The organism is Bradyrhizobium sp. 147 (assembly GCF_023073935.1).
In the GTDB taxonomy this organism is placed as follows: domain Bacteria; phylum Pseudomonadota; class Alphaproteobacteria; order Rhizobiales; family Xanthobacteraceae; genus Bradyrhizobium.
Genome location: NZ_JADPKL010000125.1, coordinates 83,864 through 90,000, shown reverse-complemented (window position 1 = coordinate 90,000; position 6,137 = coordinate 83,864). Strand labels below are relative to the sequence as shown.

Below are 6,137 nucleotides of genomic sequence, written 5' to 3'. Positions count from 1 at the left end.
TGACGAAAGGGCCGCAGCAAAGCAAGCGCACTTTGGTTGCGCTGCCGGCGACGCCCTCAATGCTGCGCTGCGAACGCGTCCTCCATGGCCTTGCGCGCCTTCACTGTCTCGTTGCCTGCATCGAACTCGACGTCGCTCCAGCGCACCACCGCGCCATGCGCGACGTCATGTTTCAGTTTCACACGATGCGCGAGACCGATCGGCAGCGCGCCGGCCTTCAGGCTCGCGGCCGCCGGTACCAGCTTGCCCCACACCGTGTAGCCGCCTTCGCCATCCAGCATCTCGCCGGCGCGCAGATTGCGTTTGGCCACAGCCGCGACGTCGCCGCGGAAGCCTGTGGCCTGTCCGGTCGGCTCGCTCCGCAGCGCCGCCGACAGCACCGAGATGTTCAGTTCGAGGCCGATCAGATGATAGGGCTTGTACATCGCCGCATAGCGCCCGCTGGCGTCGGTCTTCAGGCCGTATTGCCTGAAGCAATCGGCAGCATAGTCGTTCGGTGCCTCCAGCACGACATAGACGCCCCAGCGGAGGTCGCGAAACACCGGTCGGCCATCGCGCTCGAGCGAGGACACCACTTCCACCACGCCCGCTCGCTCCAGCACGCCGCCGCGTGAGCGCGGCCGCATGATATGTGGCAGATCGTCGACGCCGCAGGGCGGAAACAGTAGGCCGTCCGCGGGCACGTCGAGGGCGCAGGCATTGGCGATCGCGGCCATCTCGATCGCCGATTTGGTGCCGTCGAGGAAAGAGTTGAACATCTGCGGATTCATGCCGGCCGCCTGCGCTTCGCCCGGGGTGAGGCCGTAATGCTGCCAGACGCCGTCAGGCGTCACGTCATGATAGGCCGGCAGATATTTTGTGCCCTTGCCGGCGGCAACGACGCGGAAGCCGGTGGCCCGCGCCCAATCCACCATCTCCGCCGTCAGTGCCGGCTGGTCGCCATAGGCGAGCGAATAGACGACGCCGGCTCTTCGCGCTTCCTCGGCGAGCAGGGGGCCCGCCAGCACGTCGGCTTCGACATTGACCATCACGATATGCTTGCCCGCCGCAATCGCAGCGCGCGCATGCGTAATGCCGGCGGCGGGATTTCCGGTCGCCTCCACCACCACGTCCATCGCACCGCCGGCAATAGCGCGCACACCGTCATCGGTGAAGGTGGTCGCGGCGATGCGCTCGGCGGTCCAACCGACGGTGCGGCACGCCTCGCGGGCGCGATCGCGATCGATGTCGACGATGATGGGCACCTCCAGCCCCGGCGTGTGCGGCACCTGCGCCAAAAACATCGAACCGAATTTGCCGGCGCCGATCAGCGCGACACGAACGGGCTTGCCGGCGGACGCGCGGGCCTGGAGGAGGCGGAAAAGGTTCATGGGGTATGTCCGTAGTGTTAAAACCAAAGCTCGTCATTCCGGGGCGCGACGAAGTCGCGAGCCCGGAATCCATCGGGTCGGGCCGCAGAGACCGCGGATAAATGGATTCTCAGGTGCGCAATTGCGCACCGTAGTTCGCGCTTCGCGCGCCCCGGAATTTACTCCGCTGCCTGCCGCGGCGCACGCGCAAGCCGCAGCAGCGCGTCGTCCTCCACCGTCTTGATCGGTGTGAAATCGCGATGCGCGATGTAGTCCGGCCGCGTCGGGGTGCGGATGTAGTTCGAGACCGCATTCAGCGTCAAATACACGATTTTGCGCGGGTAGGGCGTGATGTTGCCGGCCGAGCCGTGCACGAGATTGCCGTGAAACATCAGCATGCCGCCGGGTTTGCCCGTGGGCGCAACGATGCCGCCCTGCTTGACGAGGCGTGTCACGGTGTCCTCGTCCAGCGTCCACAGCGGATAGGAGGTGGTGGCGAGGTCATGCGAGGCTTCGAGGTCGCCGGCATTCTGGCTGCGCGGCACCAGCATCAGGGGGCCGTTGATCGGCATCACCTCGTCGAGGAAGATTGCGATGTTCATCGCGCGCGGCTCCGGCATGCCGTCGTCCCGCTTCCAGGTGCCGTAATCCTGGTGCCACTGCCAGACGTCGCCGGTGAAGGCCGATTTAGCGTTGATCTTGAACTGGTGCATGTAGACCGGCTCGCCGAAGAGCTGCTCGACCGGCTCGATCATGCGCGGATGGGCGCCCAGGATGCGGAAGGCCTCGTTGTAGAGATGCGCGGCAAAGGCGGTGCGCGGCGCACCGCTCTTCTCGCGCCAGACCTCCGGCCGGTTGGTGTCATAGATGCCGACCGCCTCTCGCGCGAGCAGATCGACCTCCTCCTGGCTGAACAATTCGGGCAGGAACAGCCAGCCCTCGCGGTGGAAGAACTCCAATTGCTCCTGAGACAGTTTCATGGGTGGTCCTCCTGTTGTTTATTGTTGTCATTCCGGGGCGGTCCGCAGGACCGAACCCGGAATCCATTCATCCACAATCTCTGCCGCTCGATGGATTCCGGGCTCACACTTCGCGTGCCCCGGAATGACGGCGTTTGTGGTTACGCCGCCACCTCCTCAGTCGCCCGCAATCTCTCCTCGGTCATCCGTCCCGCCGTCTGCGCATGGGCCAGCGCCGCGCGTTCGGCAGCGTTCGCATCGCCCGCGAGAATGTGCTTGGCGATATTGGCATGCTCCGCCCAGGCGCTGGCGCGATAATCGAGCTCGGACAGCACGGTCGCCATCGAGCGGCGCATGTGTGGCCATTGCGGCGCCATCGTCTCCTCGATCACGGGATTGCCAGCGAGCTGGTAGATCGCGCGATGAAAATCGACGTCGAGCCCGATGAGTTCGGCCAGCGTCGTGTTACGGTCGATGGGGCGTCCGGCGGCAAGCGCCGCCTCCAGCCGCGCGCGACCCGCCGCGTCTGTGCCTGCACGCTCGGCAGCAAGCCGGGCGGCGAGTGCATCGATGGCGCCACGCACCTCGTAAAGCTGGCGGATGCGTGAAGGGTCAAGCTGGGTGACCTCAAAGCCGCGCTTGCCGCTCTCGGCGACGAGGCCCTGCCGGTGCAACAAATGCAGCGCGTGCGACACCGGCTGGCGGGAGACGCCGAGCTTGTCGGCGAGCTCGTTCTGCCGGATGCGCTGGCCAGGGGGAAGGGTGCGGTCGGAGATCGCCTCCAGGATCCGGGCATAGACCTGGTCGATCAAGTTCGGGAGTGGGTCGAGAGGGATCACGCCGGCAGCTCCGCGGGACATGAAAACGGAATACGGAATTCCGTATTCGAAGCTACGCGGTACGGCTGAGGGCGTCAAGCGGTCCTGGAGGATGGCCGCGTATCATTTGGAAACGCGCTAAGCTATTGATATTGCTAGCACCGCCTACTGTGCATGGGGTTGTTTTTCGAGAAAAGGATCCGGCCCGGCGCCGTCCTACTTCATCTTGCCCTGCTCGATCAGCATCCGGCTCATCAGATAGAGCCGCGGCACGATCGAGTTGATGTCGATGAACTCGTCGCGGGCATGATAGCCGAAGCCGGCGAGGCCGAAACTCTCGACCACGACCGCCTTGCCGCTGCGGTTGGCGTAGCCGGCATCGGTGGCGCCTCCCGTCATCTCGGTGATGTCGAGCTTGCGGTCGATCTCGGCATAGATCGCCTGTCCCACCTCGGCCAGCGCGCGGCCGCGACCGCTCGCGACGAAGGGCGGGCGGCCTGCTGTGATCGTCACCTTGGTTTCGGTGTCGGGCACGAGCTTCTCCTTCACCTTCTCGTCGAGCGCCGCCTTCAACTTGGCGATGCCATCGGGAATGGTGAGGCGGATGTCGGCGCCGGCCTCGGCCTTTTCCGGAATCTGGTTGCGTACGGTGCCGGCCTGCGCCGTGGTCCAGTTGAGCTGCGTGCCGGGGATCGACTTGGCGAGGTCTTTGGTTTGCAGCAATTGATGGGCGAGCTCGATCAGCGCGTTGCGGCCGAGATCGGGCGCAGCGCCGGCATGCGAAGCGCGTCCTTTCACCTCCATCTTCGCCGTCGCGGTGCCGCTCGCCCCCAACAGCAAGGAGTCGTTCTTTGCCGGAGGCGAAGCCGCCGTCGGCTCGCAGGAGAGCACGACGTCGTGCTGGTCGGCGAGCTCCGCGATCATCTCGCCCGACCCGATCGACCCCACCTCTTCATCTGGATTGAACGACACGGTGAGCCTGGCATAATCGTGCCAGCCGGCATCCTTCAGTATCTTGAGCGCATGCAGCACCACGGCGATGCCGCCCTTGTCGTCGGCGACGCCGGGGCCATAGATGCGGTTGCCGTCGACGCGGTACGGCTCGCTCGCGAGGACGCCGCGCTGATAGACCGTGTCCATATGCGCGATCAGCATCAGGTTTCGCGTGCCCGAGCCCTTGAACGTGGCGATCACCATATCGGCGCCGGTGCCGGCGGTGGTCTTGCGTCGCTCGGTGGTGGCGCCGAGCGCCTTCAGGCGCGCTTCGGTGAAGTCGGCCATCTTCTTCAAGCCTTCGGCGTCGCCGCTGCCGCTCTCGATCATCACCATGTCACGCAGCGTCTCGATCAGCGGCGCCTTCTCCTGCTCGGCCGCGGCTTTCAGCTTCTCGTCGGCGGCCGCGACCGCGCTCGTAGCGCTGGCGGTGAGACCGAGCAGCGACAGAGCAAGCAAGGGAGTGAGGCGGAATGTCATGAGGTGTCCTTTCCCGTATCGAGCGGCGGCACCGCGCGATGCGACGGAACCGTAACACCTGGGCAATCCAGATGCCACGTTTGGCTAGCGCTCAAGCACCTCCACATCGAGCGCCGCAATCCGCTCGGCATCGGCCAGCGCCTCGATTCCCGCGATCCGGTCGCCATTGAAGGTGACACGAAGTGCGATGCGCAGATGTCCGTCGAGGATGACGGCGACGCCGATCTCGCCGTCGACCAGTGCGGTCCGTGCGGCCTGGGCGCGGCCCTTGTAGAGCTGCGCCACCGCATCGGCGCCGCGAATCTCGGGCAGCGAGCCGAGCCGCACCGCGGCTTGGTCGGCGCGGAATACGACGTCGGGATCGAGCACGGTCAGCAGGCCCTCGAAATCGCCTTCGCGCGACGCCTTGAGGAAGGCATCGACGATTCCGCGCTGGTGCGACAGGTCGGTCTCGGGCACCGGTGCGCCCTGCACCCGCCGCCGGGCGCGGCTCGCGAGCTGCCGCGACGCCTCGACCGAGCGGCCGACGATCGGCGCGATTTCCTCGAAGGGCACGGCGAACATGTCATGCAGCACGAAGGCGAGGCGCTCCGCCGGCTGCAAGGTCTCCAGCACGACCAACAGGGCCGCGCCGACGGAATCGGCCATCTCCGCCTCGCGCTCGCGCGTCTCGTCGATGGGCTCGGGCACGTGCGGGCCCATCGGATCCTCGCGGCGCGATTTCCGTGCGCGCAGCATGTCGAGGCAGATCCGCGCGACCACCGTCGTGAGCCAGCCGCGCAGGTTCGCGACATCGGACATGTCGTAGCGGCTGACCCGCAGCCAAGCCTCCTGCACGGCATCGTCGACCTCAGCACGCGACCCCAGCATCCGGTAGGCCACGGCGCGCAAATGGTCCCGGTTGGCCTCGAACTGATGGCTAAGAAAATTTTGTTCGGTCATCGGTCACATTCCCTCATTGCGATCCGTCATGCCCATGACGAAGCCAATCCGGCCGATGTGACCGGAACGTTCGAAATTCAACAGACGGAGACGCAAGATGATGCACGCTCGCATGAATCACCCGGTAATGGTCCTGCCTGAGGCCATGAACCATCTTCAATCCATTGGCAACCTGACCAAGCAGGGTCTGCCGGAAAAGCTCCTCGAACTGGTGCACCTGCGGGCCAGCCAGATCAATGGCTGCAGCGTCTGCGTCGATATGCACCCGAAGCTCGCCCGTAAGCTCGGGGAGACCGACGAGCGCCTGTTCGCCGTGTCCGCCTGGCGCGAAGCGCCCTATTTCACCGAGGCCGAGCGCGCCGCGCTGGCGCTGACCGAGGCGGTCACGCGCCTTGCCGATCGCGAAGATCCGGTGCCTGATGCGATCTGGAACGAGGCCGCAAAGCACTTTGACGAACGCGAGCTCGCAACGCTGATCCTCGCGATCGCGACGATCAACGTCTGGAACCGGCTGAATGCGACGATCAAGATGCCGGTCGGCGTTTGGAAGGTGTGAGGCCTCTTCCTTCCCCTTTCCCCGGACGCAGGGGAGGGGC

6 protein-coding genes are annotated in these 6,137 nt (G+C 65.6%); 1 reads left to right on the top strand and 5 read right to left on the bottom strand.

All coding sequences use genetic code 11. The features are described 5' to 3' along the window. Window positions 1-56 precede the first annotated feature (56 nt). The 5 genes from IVA87_RS30240 to IVA87_RS30220 all read right to left on the bottom strand — a co-directional run bounded on the left by IVA87_RS30240 (window position 57) and on the right by IVA87_RS30220 (window position 5,541). Complete coding sequence (locus tag IVA87_RS30240; RefSeq protein ID WP_247336567.1) at window positions 57-1,370, bottom strand: Gfo/Idh/MocA family oxidoreductase; 1,314 nt, start codon at window positions 1,368-1,370, stop codon at window positions 57-59. Between the two features lie 158 nt (window positions 1,371-1,528). Further along, on the bottom strand, window positions 1,529-2,329 hold the full coding sequence (locus IVA87_RS30235) for a phytanoyl-CoA dioxygenase family protein (RefSeq protein ID WP_247336564.1): 801 nt from the start codon (window positions 2,327-2,329) through the stop codon (window positions 1,529-1,531). Between the two features lie 140 nt (window positions 2,330-2,469). Then, on the bottom strand, window positions 2,470-3,147 hold the full coding sequence (locus tag IVA87_RS30230; RefSeq protein ID WP_247299113.1) for a GntR family transcriptional regulator: 678 nt from the start codon (window positions 3,145-3,147) through the stop codon (window positions 2,470-2,472). A gap of 195 nt (window positions 3,148-3,342) precedes the next feature. Continuing rightward, complete coding sequence (locus IVA87_RS30225) at window positions 3,343-4,599, bottom strand: M20/M25/M40 family metallo-hydrolase (RefSeq protein ID WP_247299115.1); 1,257 nt, start codon at window positions 4,597-4,599, stop codon at window positions 3,343-3,345. Window positions 4,600-4,683: 84 nt separating this feature from the next. Continuing rightward, window positions 4,684-5,541 carry a sigma-70 family RNA polymerase sigma factor gene (locus tag IVA87_RS30220; RefSeq protein WP_247299117.1) on the bottom strand — a complete coding sequence of 286 codons (858 nt, stop codon included), beginning with the start codon at window positions 5,539-5,541 and terminating at the stop codon, window positions 4,684-4,686. 100 nt (window positions 5,542-5,641) lie between these two features. Between IVA87_RS30220 and IVA87_RS30215 the strand changes: the two genes are divergently transcribed. Further along, window positions 5,642-6,097, top strand: coding sequence for a carboxymuconolactone decarboxylase family protein (locus IVA87_RS30215; RefSeq protein ID WP_247299498.1), 456 nt, complete (start codon window positions 5,642-5,644; stop codon window positions 6,095-6,097). Window positions 6,098-6,137: the final 40 nt, after the last annotated feature.